Consider the following 15,456-nt stretch of genomic DNA (forward strand, 5'->3'; position numbering starts at 1 on the left):
GAATCGGGGCGGGCCGAAGCCCGCCCCGATTCGGATGTCTACTGTCGTGCTGTGATCACTCAGCAGCGGCGACGATGTTGACGACCTTGCGGCCGCCCTTCGCGCCGAACTCGACCGCACCGGCGGCCAGAGCGAACAGAGTGTCGTCACCACCGCGGCCGACGTTCACGCCCGGGTGGAAGTGGGTGCCGCGCTGACGGACGATGATCTCGCCGGCGAGGACCTGCTGACCGCCGAAGCGCTTGACGCCCAGTCGCTGTGCGTTGGAGTCACGACCGTTGCGGGTGGAGCTTGCGCCCTTTTTGTGTGCCATGTCCTGGTCTCCTCGGTCTTACTTGATGCCGGTGATCTTGACGCGCGTGAGCTCCTGGCGGTGGCCCTGACGCTTCTTGTAGCCGGTCTTGTTCTTGTACTTCTGGATGACGATCTTCGGACCGCGGAGGTTGCCGAGCACCTCAGCCGTGACCTTGACCTTCGCGAGCTGGTCAGCGTCGGTGGTCACCGTGGCGCCGTCGACGAGCAGCACAGCGGCCAGCTCGATCTTCTCGCCCTGAGCAGCCTGAACACGGTCGAGCTGAACGATCGTGCCGACCTCGACCTTCTCCTGCCGCCCACCGGCGCGCACTACTGCGTAAACCACTTCATACCTGTTTCGTTGGGGAGCTCGGGGCTCCGAGAATCTCACGGGAAGACTGTTGCTTGCATGCGTCGCGGGGCGACGGGTGCGGCTGCAAGACTTTCCGCTCCGACCGTCGAGGACGACGCGGCATGCGCACCAAGGGACTACTTTACCGGATGCCGGACACTGAGGCAAAACGCCAGGGGCAGCGTGTCCGGTCGTAGGCTGACGGGATGACCATCCTCGTCGACGACCCCGTCTGGCCCGCCCACGGACGACTCTGGGCGCACCTGGTCAGCGACGAGAGCCTCGACGAGCTGCACGCGTTCGCGCGCGCCCAGGAACTGCCCCGTCGAGCCTTCGACCTCGACCACTACGACGTGCCGGAGGACGCGCTGCCGCGACTCATCGCCGCCGGCGCTCAGCACGTCGGCGGCAAGGAGCTGGTCACCCGGCTGATCGCGTCAGGACTCCGCGTCCGAGGACGCGACCGCACCCGCTGAGTCGGAGTTCACCGACACCGGCGTGCCGGTGAGCGCGGCGGTCGTCACACGACGGCGTCCCCTGCCCTGCCCCGGCGCCTTCGGCTCAGGCAGGGCGTCGAGCACCGAGTCGAGCAGCTGCTCGGCCGGCGACTTGGGTCCCTTCCGCTCCGAACCGCGCTTCTTGCGGGGCTTCTTGGGGCGGTCCTGCGGCGCGGCATCGGTCGGGACCTCGGCCGGAGCATCGGAGACGACATCGGCGGCGGGAGCTCGCGTCGACGCGGCGATCTGCGCGAGCGCCGACTTGGCGCCCTCGGGGATGCTGTGGGTGGTCGCCGGTGCGGGGCTCTGACCCTGCCCGTTTCCGTTCCGCTGGCGACGGTTGTTCGACGACGTGCCGCCGTTGCCGTTTCCGTTGCCGTTCGAGCGGTGCTTGACGACGGGGTCGTGGTGAACGATGACACCGCGGCCGGCGCACACCTCGCACGCCTCGCTGAACGTCTCGAGCAGGCCGAGCCCGAGCTTCTTGCGGGTCATCTGCACGAGCCCGAGCGACGTGACCTCGGCGACCTGATGCTTCGTCCGGTCACGGCTCAGGCACTCGATCAGACGGCGCAGCACGAGGTCGCGGTTCGACTCGAGCACCATGTCGATGAAGTCGACGACGATGATGCCGCCGATGTCGCGCAGACGCAGCTGGCGGACGATCTCCTCGGCGGCCTCGAGGTTGTTCTTCGTGACCGTCTCCTCGAGGTTCCCGCCCGAGCCGACGAACTTGCCGGTGTTCACGTCGACGACGGTCATGGCCTCGGTGCGGTCGATGACCAGCGAGCCACCGGACGGCAGCCAGACCTTGCGGTCGAGCGCCTTCTCGATCTGCTCGGTGATGCGGAACGCGTCGAACGGGTCGACCTCGTCCTCGTAGGTCTCGACGCGCTCGAGCAGGTCGGGCGCGACGCTCTCGAGGTAGGCGCGGATCGTGCGCTGCGCGTCCTCACCCTGGATGAGCATCTTCGTGAAGTCCTCGTTGAAGACGTCGCGGACGATCTTGACCAGGAGGTCGGGCTCGGCGTGCAGGAGCGCGGGCGCCTGCTGGCTCTCGACCTGCTTGCGGATGTGCTCCCACTGCGTGGTGAGGCGCTGCACGTCGCGGGTCAGCTGCTCCTCCGTGGCGCCTTCGGCCGCCGTCCGGACGATGACGCCGGAGGACTCGGGCAGCACCTCTTTGAGGATGCGCTTGAGGCGCGCGCGCTCGTTGTCGGGAAGCTTGCGGCTGATGCCGTTCATCGACCCGCCCGGCACGTACACGAGGTACCGGCCCGGGAGCGAGATCTGGCTCGTGAGGCGCGCACCCTTGTGGCCGACCGGGTCCTTCGTGACCTGCACGAGGACGCGGTCGCCGGCCTTGAGCGCGAGTTCGATGCGACGCGGCTGGTTGCCGGTCTCGACGCCGTCCCAGTCGACCTCGCCGGAGTAGAGCACGGCGTTGCGCCCGCGGCCGATGTCGACGAACGCGGCCTCCATGCTCGGCAGCACGTTCTGCACGCGACCGAGGTAGACGTTGCCGATCAGCGATGCGTCCTGGTTGCGGGCGACGTAGTGCTCGACGAGAACGCCGTCTTCGAGGACGCCGATCTGGGTGCGGCCGTTCTTGGCCCGCACGACCATCTTGCGGTCGACGGACTCGCGACGCGCGAGGAACTCGGCCTCGGTGACCACCGGACGACGTCGGCCCGCATCGCGGCCGTCACGGCGGCGCTGCTTCTTGGCCTCGAGTCGGGTCGATCCCTTGATCGCCTTCGGCTCGGTGATGTACTCGACGACGCGCTGACGCGGCTGACGGGGCTCGTCGCGCTGGTCGCCCTCATCGGACCCGCCGCGCCGACGACGACCACGACGACCGGAGGACGACTCGTCGCCGTCGCGGTCGAGATCGCGGTCTCGCCCCGGCCGCGCCGGGAGCGGCACGATCTCGGGAGCGTAGAAGTGCAGGCGCGTCGAGACCTGCGACACGAACACCTCGGGAAGAAGACCCAGCGAGACCGCCGTGACCGGGGCGGGCTTGGCCGGCTCCTCGGGCTTGGGCGCCTTGGTGGCAGGCTCTACGGCCTGTTCGGCGACGGGAGCCTCGTCGGCGGCGGGAGCCTCGTCTGCAGCGGGTGCCTCCTCGGCGGCCGGAGCCTCCTCGGCGGCCGGAGCCTCCTCTACAGCGGGTGTCTCCCCAGTAGCGGGAGCCTCCTCTGCAGCGGGTGCCTCCTCAGTCGCAGAAGCCTCCTCGACAGCAGGAGCCTCCTCAGAGGCAGGAGCCTCTTCAGCAGCAGCGGGCGCCCCGTCCATCTCGACCACCGTGTCCTCGGCGGGCGTCTCCTCCGCCGGCGACTCCTGGGGAGTCTCCGCGATCACTGCGGCTGACGCGTCAGCATCCGCAGCGAAGTCGAGGGTGGGGGCGTCGTGTTCATTGTTCTCGTCGGCCATCTCTGGCGTACTCCTCGCGCGGTGCACCGGGTGCTCCGCGAATTCTCATGCGACACCGGGGTGTCGCGAACTCATTCGGTGTGCGACCGGCTCTGGGCTCTGATCGCGAGGGGCATACGGCCCCGAAGTCTGCGTCGATGCGTGCTGCGACCGGGTCGAGCGGTGCATCACAGGCCATTATCGCACCAAGTGGCCGCGAACGCGGCATCGACGGCCCCGCCCGCGTCGGAGTTCGATATTCTCCGGTCGCCTCACGCCCGATCCATAGCGACCGCTGTGATAATCCACATATGAGCGAGCAGCGCACCCGCCCCGTCGTCTACGCCGTCTGGCTGATCATCGCGAGCGTCGTCGGCTGGTTCGCCGCCTTCCAGCTCACGATCGACAAGTTCATCCAGTTGGAGAACCCCGACGCCGAGCTCAGCTGCAACGTCAGCGTGATGATCCAGTGCGGAAAGAACCTCGGATCCTGGCAGGGAGAGATCTTCGGATTCCCCAACCCGCTGATCGGTCTGAGCCTCTGGATCGCTCCCCTGGTCGTCGGGGTCGCGATCCTCGCCGGTGCCCGATTCCCCCGGTGGTTCTGGGCCGCGTTCGGCGTCGGCGTCACGTTCGCCTTCGGCCTGGTCTGCTGGCTGATCTGGCAGAGCCTCTACGCTCCGAACCTCGGCGTGCTGTGCCCGTGGTGCATGCTCACGTGGTCGGTCACCATCCCGACGTTCTTCGCCACGATGGTGCACCTCACGCGCAACGGGACCTTCACCAGCAACGAGCGGGTCAAGGATCGAGCGAACAGCCTCATGGCCTGGGTGCCGCTGGCGACCATCCTCGCGTTCGCGATCATCATCCTGCTCGCGCAGCTCCGCGGTCTCGACCTCCTCGGCGAGGTCATCGGCATGATCCTCTGATTCATCGCCTGACACGTCGAAGCCCGCCGCACCTGAGGTGCGGCGGGCTTCGTCGTGCAAACCGTCAGTCGAACCAGATGTCGAGCTCGCGGGCCGCGGACTCCGGGCTGTCGGAGCCGTGCACGAGGTTCTGCTGCACCTTGAGGCCCCAATCGCGGCCGAAGTCGCCGCGGATCGTCCCGGGAGCTGCAGTGGTCGGGTCGGTCGTGCCGGCGAGCGAACGGAAGCCCTCGATCACGCGGTTGCCTGCGAGGCGGATCGCGACCGACGGGCCGGAGAGCATGAACTCGAGCAGCGGCTCGTAGAACGGCTTGCCCTCGTGCTCGGCGTAGTGGGCGGCGAGGAGGTCGCGGTCGGGCTCGACGAGACGGATGTCGACGAGCGCGTAGCCCTTCGCTTCGATGCGCGCCAGGATCGCGCCGGTGAGGCCGCGGGCGACGCCGTCGGGCTTGACGAGGACGAGGGTTTCTTCGGTGGCCATGTCATTCGCTCTCTGTGTGAGTCTCGGTGGCGGATCCGTCGGGGCGTCGTGCGTCCAATCGGGCCCCTCCGATGGTCGCATACGCCCACATGCCGCCGAAAATCAGCACGACGAGCAGGATGGCGGGGACGAGGATCGCCGACAGCGCGATGACGGCCTGGATGACCCACCCGGCAGTGATCGCCCACGGCTTCGTGACCATGCCGGCCACCGCGAGGCAGGCGAGCCCGACGACGCCTCCTCCGACGATCCCCCACCACTGCGGGATGCCGGGTGGCAGCGTCTTGAGGCCGAAGATCGTGAGCCCCGCGAGGAACACCACGATCGACTCGAAGCCGAGCACGATCGGAGCGAGCTTCTGCACGAGGGTGCGCGGCGCGCGCGGCGGTCGGGACCGGCGCGCGGGCGAGGAATCGGCGCTCATGCGCGCCACCCCGACTTCCAGTCCTCCTCCTCCGAGAGCGTGATCGCTTCGCCGGCCAGCACGACGGACCCGGCGATGACGACGGCTCGGCGGTCGGACGAGGCGGCCCACTCGCGCGCCGCATCCGCGGCATCCGCCAGCGACTCGTGCACGGTCGCGCGGCGTCCGGTCGCCTCGACGAGATCGGCGATGGCGTCGGCATCGCTGGCGCGATCCGACTCCGGCGCGGTCGCGAAGACGTGGGCTGCCGCCGGGGCGAGTTCGGCGACGATGCCCGCGGCATCCTTGTCGGCGAGGATGCCGAGCACGACGCCCCATTCGTCGAAGTCGAAGCTGTCGCCCATCGCCTGCACGAGCGCGCGGGCACCGTGCGGGTTGTGGGCGCCGTCGACGATCACCGTCGGAGAGATGCCGAGCAGCTGGAGCCGCCCGGGCGAAGTCGCTCCCTGGAGCCCCTCGGAGACGATGTCGTCGGCGATGCGCTGCTGCGCGCCGCCGATCAACGACTCCACGGCCGCGACGGCGAGGGCGGCGTTGTGCCCCTGATGCGCCCCGTACTGCGGCAGGTACTCCTCGACGTAGTTCCCCGCGAGGCCGCGGATCGTGATGAGCTGTCCTCCGACCGCGAGGTTCTGCTCGACGAGACCGAAGTCCGCACCCTCGAACGCGATCGACGCGCCGCGGTCCGCCGCCGCACGGCGCAGCACCTCGGCCGCGGCCTCGGACTGCTCGGCCGAGACGACGGCCGCGCCGTCCTTGATGATGCCCGCCTTGACCGTCGCGATCTCGGCGATCGTGTTCCCGAGCCTGTCGGCGTGGTCGATGTCGATCGGGGTGAAGACCGCCACATCGCCGTCGGCCGTGTTCGTCGAGTCCCACTCGCCTCCCATGCCGACCTCCAGCACGAGCACGTCGACCGGCGCGTCGGCCACGGCGACGAAGGCGAGCACGGTGAGCAGCTCGAAGAACGTGAGCGGCTCCTCGCCCGCGGCCTCGAGCTCGGCGTCGACGATGCCGACGAACGGCTCGATCTCGTCCCAGGCATCCGCCACGGCCTCGTCGGCGATGGGCTCGCCGTCGATCATGATCCGCTCGGTGAACCGCTCCAGATGAGGACTCGTGAAGAGCCCGGTGCGCAGCCCGTGGGCGCGCAGCAGACTCTCGATCATGCGCGCCGTCGACGTCTTGCCGTTGGTCCCGGTGATGTGCACGACGCGGTAGGTGCGCTGCGGGTCGTCGAGCAGCTCGAGCACACGAGCGGTGCGCTCCTTGCGCGGCTGCACCCAGCGTTCGCCGGCCCGGCTCAGCAGGGTCTCGTAGACGGCATCCGCCCGGTCACGAGCACTCATGCGCTCGCCCCCTCACGCACCGCGGACGTGGCGTCGATCGTGACGATGATCGGGCCCTTCGCCGAGCCGAGCGCTCGCGCGCCCGACCGGAAGACGCCGTCGCCCGGACTCTCGACCCCGTCGATCACGGCATCGAGGCCGTCGGTCGCCTGCGCCGCGAAGGCGATGGCCAGCGTCTCGCGGGAGATGAGCTCGGCGTGCGCGGTGAGAGCCGCCGCGTCCTCCGGCGTCACGTTGAGCGCCAGCACGATGCGGTCGCTGACATCGAGGCCAGCGTTCTTGCGAGCCTCCTGCACGACGCGGATCGCGTCGCGCGCGAGGCCCTCCGCCTCGAGCTCGGGCGTCGTCTGCGTGTCGAGCAACACGAAACCGCCGCCCGGCACGAGTGCGAGCGCTTCACCTTCCGGGCGCCCGGAGGTCTCGAGCACGAGCTCGTACTCCGAGGGCTCCAGCGGAACGCCGCCCGCCGTCACGACGCCGTCGGTCTCGGACCAGTCCCCCGCCTTCGCGGCCTTGATCACGGTCTGGACGTTCTTGCCGAGACGCGGGCCTGCCGCACGGGCGTTGACGCTGAGGCGGTGGCTGATGCCGTAGTCCGCGGCCGTGGTGTCGGACTGCGGCACGAGCTCGACGGACTTGACGTTGAGCTCCTCGCGGAGGATGTCCTCGAACTGACCGAGCGTGTCGGCCAGAGGCGACACCACCGTGAGGCGCGCGAGCGGCAGACGGACGCGGAGCTTCTCCTTCTTGCGCAGCGCGTTGCCGACGCTCGACAGCTCGCGCACGGCATCCATCGCGTCGCGGATGTCGTCGGCGGCGGGGAATGCGTCGGCATCCGGCCAGTCCTGAAGATGCACGCTGCGCCCGCCGGTCAGTCCCTGCCACACGCGCTCGCTCACGAGCGGCACCAGCGGAGCGGCCACGCGACACAGCGTCTCGAGCACCGTGTAGAGCGTGTCGAACGCCTCCGTGGAGGTGCCCTCCCAGAACCGGTCGCGCGAGCGGCGGATGTACCAGTTGGTGAGCACCTCTGCGAAGTCGCGCAGGCGCGCGGACGCCGTGGTCGAGTCGAGCCCCTCGAGGTCGGCGCGCACGTCGCGCACGAGCTCGCCGAGCCGGGCGAGGATGTAGCGGTCGAGCACATCGGTCGAGTCGGTGCGCCACGACGCCTCGTAGCCGCCGTCCTTCGCCGCGTTGGCGTAGGTCGCGAAGAAGTACCAGGAGCTCCACAGCGGCAGCAGGAACTCGCGCACTCCGGCACGGATGCCCTCCTCCGTGACCGCGAGGTTGCCTCCGCGCAGCACCGAGCTCGACATGAGGAACCAGCGCATGGCGTCCGAGCCGTCGCGGTCGAGCACCTCCGACACGTCGGGGTAGTTGCGCAGCGACTTCGACATCTTGTAGCCGTCGCTGCCGAGCACGATGCCATGGCAGCTCACGCCGGTGAACGCCGGGCGGTCGAACAGCGCGGTCGACAGCACGTGCATGACGTAGAACCAGCCGCGGGTCTGCCCGATGTACTCGACGATGAAGTCGGCCGGCGAGTGAGAGTCGAACCACTCCTGATTCTCGAACGGGTAGTGCACCTGCGCGTAGGGCATCGACCCCGAGTCGAACCAGACGTCGAAGACGTCCTCGATACGGCGCATCGTGCTCTTGCCCGTGGGGTCGTCGGGGTTCGGCCGGGTCAGGTCGTCGATGTACGGACGGTGCAGGTCGACCTCGCCCTGCGGGTTGCGTGGCAGCGTGCCGAAGTCGCGCTCCAGCTCTTCGAGCGAGCCGTAGGTGTCGACGCGCGGGTACTCGGGGTCGTCGCTCTTCCACACCGGGATCGGTGATCCCCAGTAGCGGTTGCGGCTGATCGACCAGTCGCGCGCGCCCTCGAGCCACTTGCCGAACTGGCCGTGCTTCACGTTCTCGGGCACCCAGGTGATCTGCTCGTTGTTCGCGAGGAGGTCGTCCTTGATGTCGGTCACGCGGACGAACCAGCTCGACACGGCCTTGTAGATCAGGGGGTTCCGGCAGCGCCAGCAGTGCGGGTAGGAGTGCACGTAGCTCTGCTCCCGCAGCAGGCGCCCTTGGCCGCGCAGCAGACGGATCAGGGGCGTGTTCGCGTCCATCCACAGCATCCCCGCGACGTCGGTGACGCTCGGGAGGAACTTCCCGCCGTCGTCGAGCGACAGGATCGTGGGGATGCCGGCGGCACCGGCGACGCGCTGGTCGTCCTCACCGTAGGCCGGTGCCTGGTGCACGATGCCGGTGCCGTCGCTGGTCGTGACGTAGTCGTCGACGAGGATGCGCCAGGCGTTCTCGGTGCCGTACGTCTCGGCATCCGCGTAGTAGTCGAAGAGGCGGTCGTACGTGACGTCCTGCAGCTCCGAGCCGCGCACGGTCTGGTCGACCGCGGCGAGCGCGTCATCGGCGCTCTCGTAGCCGAGGTCCTTCGCGTACCCGGCGAGCAGCTCGCGGGCGAGGAGGTAGCGGTGGGCCGAGGCCTCGACCGCGGCATCCTCGGTTCCCGCCGCGGCGTGCACGTCGGCGGCGCCGCCGGGGCCTGCCGGCAGCACGACGTATTCGATGTCAGGACCCACGGCGAGCGCGAGGTTGGTCGGGAGGGTCCACGGTGTGGTCGTCCAGGCGAGGGCTCGCACGGCGGTCAGGCCCAAAGCCTCGGCCTTCGCCCCTGTGAGCGGGAACGTCACCGTCACCGACGGGTCCTGGCGGTTCTGGTAGACGTCGTCGTCCATGCGCAGCTCGTGCGCAGACAGCGGCGTCTCGTCGCGCCAGCAGTACGGCAGCACCCGGTAGCCCTCGTAGGCGAGACCCTTGTCGTAGAGGGTCTTGAACGCCCAGAGGACGCTCTCCATGTACCCGAGGTCGAGCGTCTTGTATCCGCGCTCGAAATCGACCCAGCGCGCCTGGCGCGTGACGTAGTCCTGCCATTCGTGCGTGTACTTCAGCACCGAGGAGCGCGCTTTCTCGTTGAAGACGTCGATGCCCATGGCCTCGATCTCGCTCTTCTCGGTGATGCCGAGCTGCTTCATCGCCTCCAGCTCGGCGGGCAGCCCGTGCGTGTCCCAGCCGAAGACGCGGTCGACCTTCTTGCCGAGCATGGTCTGGAACCGCGGGAACAGGTCCTTGGCGTAGCCCGTCAGCAGGTGCCCGTAGTGCGGCAGGCCGTTGGCGAACGGCGGTCCGTCGTAGAACACCCATTCGTCCTGGCCCTCGCGCTGCTCGATCGAGGCGCGGAACGTGTCGTCCTGCTTCCAGAAGTCGAGCACCTCGCGCTCGATCTCGGGGAAGCGCGGGCTCGGGGCGACGGAGGCAGCCTGGTCGGCGGCGGGGCCGAAGGAGGAACGCGGGTAGGTCATGTCGTCTCGCAGGAGTCGTGGCGGATGCTGCTGCGAGGACGACCCTCCGGATTCACTCCCCGGATGGACCGCGGTACCACCTCGCGTGCCGCGCCTCACGGCGGGACCACTCTCACTGCGGCTGTGACGGGCCTGCCCCGCTCGGTTCTACTGGGTCTCGCGACCGTTCTTCCGAGAGCTCCCCGGTGATGGCCGGATCGATGCTCGTGCGTCCATTGTACGCGGGGCGCCGTGCCTCCGGCATCCGCGCTCCCTCTCGGCTCGGCCTTTCGCTTTTGCCTCGGCCACATACTGCGGGGTGGGCCGAGGCAGACTCACATGGCCGAGCGAAGCGACGGTTCACCGAGACCGATGCAGCCCCTGCGCCACCGCGCGCATGATCAGATCCTGCACCGTGGGCCAGTCGAACATGACCTGCGTGTACGACACCCGGATCACGTGATATCCCCTCAGCCTGAGGTCAGCATGGTGCCGGATGTCCTCGCTGCGTTGCGCACCGACGTGATGGGCGCCATCGATCTGGACGACGAGACGATCCCCGATGAGCGTGTCGACGCGGTGGCCTGCGATCCATATCTGCACGCGAATGGGCTCGCGGAGCCAGCGCAGACGAAGGCGCAGGTACGTCTCGAGCCCCGCATCCGCGAAGGGCGAGGCCTGAGCGAGGAGTTCGCGGGCGGCCGGTTTCCACGCGTAGTTCTTCAGCGCGTCGAGCGTGACGAGGGACTTGTTGAGCGCCGATTCCCACGTCGCGAGAGCCTGTTCGAACGGCTCGCATTCGGCGATATGCGCGAGCACGTTCTCGATCGGATCGACGAGCGCATCCGGATGCCGGGGAACCACCGGGCTTCCCCAGTGCACCCTGGCTGGTATACGACCCCCTCCCTCCGCGTTCGCGCCGACCGGGACATGAGGAGGTCCGCTCGCATCGTGCACCCAGAGACCCAGGCGCATCGCCTGCGAACGGCACGTGATCACCGCGCAGTAGGTGGCGGCGAAGAGCAGCAACGGCTCGGTTGACGGTAGAGCCAGCCACCCACGCCGCGGTCGTACGACTGCACCGGCCTCGACGGCGGAGCGGATATCGCTCGGAGTGAACCCGCGCCGCTGCAGCGTGCGCGTACGCAGGACGCCGTCGCCGCGACTCAGCGCTTCGACAACGGTGCCGATGTTTCTTCGCATCAGCTCAGTCTGGAGGCGTGCAGCGACTGCCGACGTGCGCGATTCCCGCATCCGGGGAGAGACCGCAACGGTATCGGACCTGTGCAGGAGGAATCCGCGTGGATGCTCGCGCGGCCGAATGCGTTTCCCTCGGCCCGACACTCCGAATGCGGGGGAGGGAAGCTGAGATCACCGAGCGGAGGCCTGCTCTGGGACACGACGAGTGTCGGCGCCCCGGCATACGCTCGACGCATGGCTCGCGCATCCGACACCCTCGTCGCCCCTCGGGTCTCCCCTCCCGACCTCCCTCCACGGCTCGACGACGCGCGACCGGCGCGCGGTGCCGACCTCCTCGCGACAGCACTCGACCTCCAGGACACCGTCGACCTCGCGCACTCCTCGCTCGAGCAGTGCACGATCTCCGCGGATGCCGACAGCGTCGACTTCACGGGAGCGACCCTCATCGACGTCGCGATGACCGATGCACGCGTCGCCTCGCTGCGGTTGCGGGACGCGAGTATCCGTCGCGTCCGGATCACCGGAGGGCGGCTCGGCACGCTCGACCTCAGCGGAGCACGGATCGACGAGCTCGAACTGCGTGGCGTGCGGATCGACTACCTGAACCTCGGCGGGGCGAAGGGCACCGACGTCGAGATCGCCGAGTGCGGCGTCCGCACGCTCGACATGCCGCAGGCCGAACTCACCCGCGTCCGCTTCGCCGAGACGCGCAGCGACGAGGTCGACCCTCGAGGCCTTCGTGCCACGCACGTCGACCTGCGCGGACTCGACGCCGGTGCCTTCCTCGACGCGAACAGCCTGCGCGGCACGACGCTCTCGTCGTTCCAGGTGCAGCAGCTGGCCCCGGTTCTCGCGGCGAGCATCGGCATCCGCGTCATCGACTGACCGGACCGCCCGCCTCCAGCAGCTCCCTCGTGAACGGATGCTGCGGTGCGGCGAACACCGCCCCCACCGTCCCCTTCTCGACGATCGCCCCGTTCTGCATGACGATCACGTCGTCGGCCACGGCGCCGATCACATCGAGGTCGTGTGACACGAAGACCATGGTCAGGTCGCGCTCGCGCTGCAGTCGGAGCAGCAGGCGCAGCACCCGTTCGCGCACCGACGGGTCGAGCGCGGAGACGGGTTCGTCGAGGACGAGCACCTGCGGGTCTGCGGCGAGCGCGCGGGCGATGGCAGCGCGCTGACGCTGTCCGCCGGAGAGAGCGTGCGGTCGGCGACGCGCGAGGCTGCCGTCGAGATCGACCTCGCGCAGCAGCTCGTCCACGCGGCGGGCGCGCGCGGAGCGAGGGACCCCGCCGGCCGCCAGCGCTTCCTGCAGCGAGCGTCCGATGGTCCACCGGGGGTCGAACGCTCCGAGCGGATTCTGGTGCACGAGCTGCACACGTCGGGGTGTGGACCACTCCAGGGCCCCCTCATCCGGACGCTCGACCCCGACGATCAGGCGGGCGAGGGTCGTCTTTCCCGATCCCGATTCGCCCACCACGCCGAGCGTGCGGCCCTCCGCCACGGTGAAGGAGGCGTCGTCGACCGCCGACGCGCCGCCGAAAGCCTTCGAGACCCCGCTCGCGACGAGCACGGAGGGCGCGGCAGCCGCAGCGCCTCTCCGCGGTTCGTGGATGGTCGCGGCGATCAACCGGCGCGTGTAGTCGTGCTGCGGGTTCTTCAGGACCTCGGCCACGGGCCCGGACTCCACGACCCGACCTCCTCGCATGACCAGCACCCGGTCGGCCACCCGGCGCACGGCGGCGAAGTCGTGGCTGATGAAGACGACGGCGGTGCCGGCATCCGCGATATCGCGCAGCAGGCCGAGGATCCTCGCCTGCACTGTGGCGTCCAGCGCCGTCGTTGGCTCGTCGGCGATGAGCACCGCCGGGTCGGCGGCGAGCGCCGAGGCGATCAGCGCGCGCTGCCTCAGCCCGCCGGACAGCTCGTGCGGGTACTGCCGCGCGCGGCGTTCGGCGTCCGGCATCCACACCCGCCGCAGCAGGTCGCGCACACGAGTCTGCGCCCGATGCCGCCCGCCCGCGAGACCGTGCAGGTGCAGCGGCTCGGCGACGGCATCCTCGATCCGCTGCAGCGGGTCGAGGGATACGAGGGCGTCCTGTGACACGAGGGCGATGCGTCGGCCGCGTACACCGCGCCAGCGTCGCTCGCTCAGCGCCCGGACGTCGGTGCCGTCGATCGTCAGCGTCTCGACGCGCACGCGGGCGTCCGCAGGGGTGAGCCCGAGCAGCGCGCGGGCCGTGAGCGACTTGCCCGCTCCCGATTCCCCGACGATCGCGACGCACTCCCCCGCCTCCACGCGCAGCGAGACACCGTCGACGACGGGCTGTGCGACGAAATCGATGCGGAGTCCCTGCACGTCCAGTACGGCGGTCACGTCGTCCGCCCCTCGGCCCGCGCGCGCAGCACCCGCCCGACGATGGTCGCGGAGATCACCGTCACCGTGATGGCGATTCCGGGGAACACCGCGATCCACCACGCCTGCCCGAGCACGTTGCGTCCACCGGCGAGCATGAGACCCCACTCGGGCGTGGGCTCTGAAGGTCCGAGCCCCAGAAAGCTCAGCCCGGCCGCGGCGAGGATGCTGGACCCGATACCGATCGTGGCCAGCACGCTCAGCGATCCGAGCACCCCCGGCGCGACATGACGCACGAACGCCCGAACCGGCCCGACCCCGAGGATGCGCGCGGCCTCGACGTGCTCCATCCCGCGCAGCACCCGAGTCTGCACACGGGCGAGACGGATGTAGACCGGCACGGCGGCGAGGGTCACCGCGACGGCGATGTTGACCGCGCCGGGTCCGAGCACCGCGATCACGACGAGCGCGACGAGGAACTCCGGGAATGCCATGAGCACGTCGTTCACACGCATGAGACCGGTGTCGACGGCCCGCGGTGCGACACCGGCGAGCGCTCCGACGACGAGCCCGGCGACGAGGGCGATCGCCGTCGCGAGCAGTCCGATGCCGATCGAGCGGCCCGCCCCGAAGACCACCCGGGAGTACACGTCGCGGCCGCTCTGGTCCGTTCCGAACAGGTGCTCGGCGCTCGGCGCCTGCAGCGCCGCTCGCACGTCTGTCTGCAGTGGGTCGTGCGTCGAAAGCAGGCCTGGGAACAGCGCGGCGAAGGCCAGCAGCGCGAGCACCGCGATCGCGCACCACAGCAGCACGGTCTGCGCGAGCCTCATCGGAGCACCGCCGTCGTGCGCCGCGTGGGGCGCGACTGCTGCGCGCGCAGCCGCGGGTCGAGGAGCGGATGCAGCAGCTCGACGACCAGGTTCACGACGACGAACACGACGGCACTGAGAAGGATGATGCCGGTGATCACGGGTAGGTCGCGGTTGCTGATCGCCGCGAGGGTGACGCGGCCCAGCCCCGACCGCGCGAACACGGTCTCGACGAGCACCGCACCCCCGAGAACGGAACCCGTGAGGTAGGCGGCGAGGGTGATCGCGCCGGCTGCGCCATGACGCAGTCCGTGCCGCAGCGTGAACCACCCCGCACTCGCGCCACGGGCACGGACGGTCTCGGCGAACGGCATCCGCTCCGCCTGGGTCAACCCGTCGCGCAGCACCTGGCTGAGCAGCGCCGCGACGGGCAGCGCGAGCGTGATCGCGGGGAGCACGATGGTCGCCGGGTTCCGCGCACCGGAGACGGGGAACCAACCGAAACCGAAGGCGAACACGCTCAGCAGCACGAGGCCGATCCAGAACACCGGCGACGACAGGATGACGAGCTCGACGCCGGCGGCGACCGAACGCCCCACCCGACCGCGCACGAGCACCGCCACGGCGAGCGCCAGCACCACCGCGATGAGCAGCGCCAGCGCCGACAGCTGCAGCGTGGCGCCGAGCTGTCGGCCGATCACCTCGGTCACCGGCATCCGCAACTGGTACGACTCCCCGAGGTCGCCCCGGGCGAGCTGGCCGATGAAGGAGAGGTACTGCTCGAACGGCGGGCGGTCGAGTCCCAGGTCTGCGCGGATGCCGTCCTTCACGGCCTCGCTCACCTGGGCCTGCGGTCCGAGCATGACAGACACCGGATCCCCGGGGATCACCCGGAACGCGAGGAATGCGAGCGTGGCGGCACCCCAGAGCACCACGACGACGGATGCCGCGAGCCCGGCGATGCGGAGGAGCGCAGCCTTCACGTCACGCTCCGCTC

14 protein-coding genes are annotated in these 15,456 nt (G+C 69.6%); 3 read left to right on the plus strand and 11 right to left on the minus strand.

Translation table 11 applies throughout. From position 1 onward, the window contains the following. Positions 1 to 55: 55 nt before the first annotated feature. Positions 56 to 313: a 50S ribosomal protein L27 gene (gene rpmA / locus AUC47_RS13015; protein ID WP_017202370.1), complete on the minus strand. Its 258-nt coding sequence runs from the start codon at positions 311 to 313 to the stop codon at positions 56 to 58. An 18-nt stretch (positions 314 to 331) separates the two neighbouring features. After that, a complete protein-coding gene (gene rplU / locus AUC47_RS13020; protein WP_179297631.1) occupies positions 332 to 640 on the minus strand; it encodes a 50S ribosomal protein L21 in 309 nt (102 codons plus the stop codon). A gap of 212 nt (positions 641 to 852) precedes the next feature. Between rplU and AUC47_RS13025 the strand changes: the two genes are divergently transcribed. Beyond that, positions 853 to 1,122, plus strand: coding sequence for a DUF4031 domain-containing protein (locus AUC47_RS13025; RefSeq protein WP_096715590.1), 270 nt, complete (start codon positions 853 to 855; stop codon positions 1,120 to 1,122). Here the strand turns inward: AUC47_RS13025 and AUC47_RS13030 are convergent. Further along, complete coding sequence (locus AUC47_RS13030) at positions 1,084 to 3,576, minus strand: Rne/Rng family ribonuclease (protein WP_096715591.1); 2,493 nt, start codon at positions 3,574 to 3,576, stop codon at positions 1,084 to 1,086. The genes AUC47_RS13025 and AUC47_RS13030 overlap by 39 nt on opposite strands. A 290-nt stretch (positions 3,577 to 3,866) precedes the next feature. Between AUC47_RS13030 and AUC47_RS13035 the strand changes: the two genes are divergently transcribed. Continuing rightward, positions 3,867 to 4,484 (plus strand): vitamin K epoxide reductase family protein, encoded by a 618-nt coding sequence (locus AUC47_RS13035; RefSeq protein ID WP_096715592.1) that lies wholly within the window; start codon positions 3,867 to 3,869, stop codon positions 4,482 to 4,484. A gap of 64 nt (positions 4,485 to 4,548) precedes the next feature. Here AUC47_RS13035 and ndk read toward each other — a convergent pair whose 3' ends face one another. The 5 genes from ndk to AUC47_RS13060 form a co-directional block, all read right to left on the minus strand. Further along, entirely contained in the window at positions 4,549 to 4,965 is a 417-nt protein-coding gene (ndk, locus tag AUC47_RS13040) for a nucleoside-diphosphate kinase (RefSeq protein WP_096715593.1), read from the minus strand. Position 4,966: 1 nt separating this feature from the next. Beyond that, on the minus strand, positions 4,967 to 5,389 hold the full coding sequence (locus AUC47_RS13045) for a DUF4233 domain-containing protein (protein ID WP_256999575.1): 423 nt from the start codon (positions 5,387 to 5,389) through the stop codon (positions 4,967 to 4,969). Continuing rightward, positions 5,386 to 6,738 (minus strand): bifunctional folylpolyglutamate synthase/dihydrofolate synthase, encoded by a 1,353-nt coding sequence (locus tag AUC47_RS13050; protein ID WP_096715595.1) that lies wholly within the window; start codon positions 6,736 to 6,738, stop codon positions 5,386 to 5,388. Before AUC47_RS13050 ends, AUC47_RS13045 begins: the two co-directional genes overlap by 4 nt. Next, positions 6,735 to 10,109: an isoleucine--tRNA ligase gene (ileS, locus tag AUC47_RS13055; RefSeq protein ID WP_096715596.1), complete on the minus strand. Its 3,375-nt coding sequence runs from the start codon at positions 10,107 to 10,109 to the stop codon at positions 6,735 to 6,737. The genes AUC47_RS13050 and ileS overlap by 4 nt, the downstream gene beginning before the upstream one ends. Positions 10,110 to 10,448: 339 nt before the next feature. Further along, entirely contained in the window at positions 10,449 to 11,291 is an 843-nt protein-coding gene (locus AUC47_RS13060) for a DUF559 domain-containing protein (RefSeq protein ID WP_096715758.1), read from the minus strand. 231 nt (positions 11,292 to 11,522) lie between these two features. On the opposite strand from AUC47_RS13060, the gene AUC47_RS13065 reads away from it, so the two are divergent. Continuing rightward, positions 11,523 to 12,173 (plus strand): pentapeptide repeat-containing protein, encoded by a 651-nt coding sequence (locus AUC47_RS13065; RefSeq protein ID WP_096715597.1) that lies wholly within the window; start codon positions 11,523 to 11,525, stop codon positions 12,171 to 12,173. Here AUC47_RS13065 and AUC47_RS13070 read toward each other — a convergent pair. From AUC47_RS13070 to AUC47_RS13080, 3 genes are read right to left on the minus strand one after another with little or no spacing between them, the layout of a single operon-like run. Then, positions 12,163 to 13,671, minus strand: coding sequence for a dipeptide ABC transporter ATP-binding protein (locus AUC47_RS13070; RefSeq protein WP_096715598.1), 1,509 nt, complete (start codon positions 13,669 to 13,671; stop codon positions 12,163 to 12,165). The genes AUC47_RS13065 and AUC47_RS13070 overlap by 11 nt on opposite strands. Then, positions 13,668 to 14,480: an ABC transporter permease gene (locus AUC47_RS13075; protein WP_096715599.1), complete on the minus strand. Its 813-nt coding sequence runs from the start codon at positions 14,478 to 14,480 to the stop codon at positions 13,668 to 13,670. The genes AUC47_RS13070 and AUC47_RS13075 overlap by 4 nt, the downstream gene beginning before the upstream one ends. Next, the gene (locus tag AUC47_RS13080; RefSeq protein ID WP_096715600.1) at positions 14,477 to 15,442 is read right to left on the minus strand and encodes an ABC transporter permease; all 966 of its coding nucleotides are present in this window, start codon (positions 15,440 to 15,442) and stop codon (positions 14,477 to 14,479) included. The genes AUC47_RS13075 and AUC47_RS13080 overlap by 4 nt, the downstream gene beginning before the upstream one ends. Between the last annotated feature and the right edge of the window lie 14 nt (positions 15,443 to 15,456).

The sequence above is a fragment of the Microbacterium sp. SZ1 genome, assembly GCF_002362255.1.
Classification (GTDB): Bacteria; Actinomycetota; Actinomycetes; order Actinomycetales; family Microbacteriaceae; genus Microbacterium.

What these genes read in the sequence shown, in the direction of transcription:
- AUC47_RS13065 (WP_096715597.1), top strand. Translation starts at nt 11,523, where the DNA reads ATGGCTCGCGCATCCGACACCCTCGTCGCCCCTCGGGTCTCCCCTCCC.
- AUC47_RS13060 (WP_096715758.1), bottom strand. Translation starts at nt 11,291, where the DNA reads ATGCGAAGAAACATCGGCACCGTTGTCGAAGCGCTGAGTCGCGGCGAC.
- AUC47_RS13030 (WP_096715591.1), bottom strand. Translation starts at nt 3,576, where the DNA reads ATGGCCGACGAGAACAATGAACACGACGCCCCCACCCTCGACTTCGCT.
- AUC47_RS13025 (WP_096715590.1), top strand. Translation starts at nt 853, where the DNA reads ATGACCATCCTCGTCGACGACCCCGTCTGGCCCGCCCACGGACGACTC.
- AUC47_RS13050 (WP_096715595.1), bottom strand. Translation starts at nt 6,738, where the DNA reads ATGAGTGCTCGTGACCGGGCGGATGCCGTCTACGAGACCCTGCTGAGC.
- AUC47_RS13045 (WP_256999575.1), bottom strand. Translation starts at nt 5,389, where the DNA reads ATGAGCGCCGATTCCTCGCCCGCGCGCCGGTCCCGACCGCCGCGCGCG.
- ileS (WP_096715596.1), bottom strand. Translation starts at nt 10,109, where the DNA reads ATGACCTACCCGCGTTCCTCCTTCGGCCCCGCCGCCGACCAGGCTGCC.
- AUC47_RS13035 (WP_096715592.1), top strand. Translation starts at nt 3,867, where the DNA reads ATGAGCGAGCAGCGCACCCGCCCCGTCGTCTACGCCGTCTGGCTGATC.
- ndk (WP_096715593.1), bottom strand. Translation starts at nt 4,965, where the DNA reads ATGGCCACCGAAGAAACCCTCGTCCTCGTCAAGCCCGACGGCGTCGCC.
- AUC47_RS13075 (WP_096715599.1), bottom strand. Translation starts at nt 14,480, where the DNA reads ATGAGGCTCGCGCAGACCGTGCTGCTGTGGTGCGCGATCGCGGTGCTC.
- rpmA (WP_017202370.1), bottom strand. Translation starts at nt 313, where the DNA reads ATGGCACACAAAAAGGGCGCAAGCTCCACCCGCAACGGTCGTGACTCC.